Genomic DNA, 470 nt, shown 5'->3' with positions numbered 1-470 from the left:
GTAATCCATAACTGAATCCGCTTATTACATTGCAATGAATGAAGAGTAAGTTTTATACCAAATAAGCAAAACCAAGGTTTTTTAACAATCAGTCATTCACTTTTCTTTCACTGTATCTTATTAGCATTAAGTAAAGCTAAACTACCTTTACAACGACTTATATTTTTTTTGACTCCTTACCCAACTTGCCACAATTAATAAGGTCGCTATCAACCAAGTGACCAGATTATTTGGCGGCAAAGATGAAAAGAAAACTAACAAGCCAATTCCCACATGAACACTCGTTGAAAAAAGCTGTGTCAGCCACGAAACATTGATATTAAATTTCCAAAGAACCACATTGTTTATTTCTACTCTGTATCAATTGAATTATATGATAAAGACCATCATCATCAGGACGTCCATGATTCATCAACCAGTTGAACAAATCAGGATCTGCACACTCTAGTAAACGAACAAACAGACATTTC

General features: G+C 34.0%; 2 protein-coding genes. Both read right to left on the bottom strand.

The features are described from left to right. Positions 1–147 precede the first annotated feature (147 nt). Positions 148–273 carry a hypothetical protein gene (locus ARSQ2_RS14900; protein ID WP_476726903.1) on the bottom strand — a complete coding sequence of 42 codons (126 nt, stop codon included), beginning with the start codon at positions 271–273 and terminating at the stop codon, positions 148–150. Between the two features lie 46 nt (positions 274–319). After that, on the bottom strand, positions 320–470 hold a 151-nt coding region (locus tag ARSQ2_RS08115; protein WP_181994979.1), incomplete at its 5' end, for a succinate dehydrogenase assembly factor 2.

Origin of the sequence: Arsenophonus endosymbiont of Bemisia tabaci Q2, from assembly GCF_902713415.1 — a bacterium.
Taxonomy (GTDB): Bacteria; Pseudomonadota; Gammaproteobacteria; order Enterobacterales; family Enterobacteriaceae; genus Arsenophonus.
Note: the sequence above shows the minus strand (reverse complement) of the source record. Positions and strands in the feature narration are given on the sequence as shown.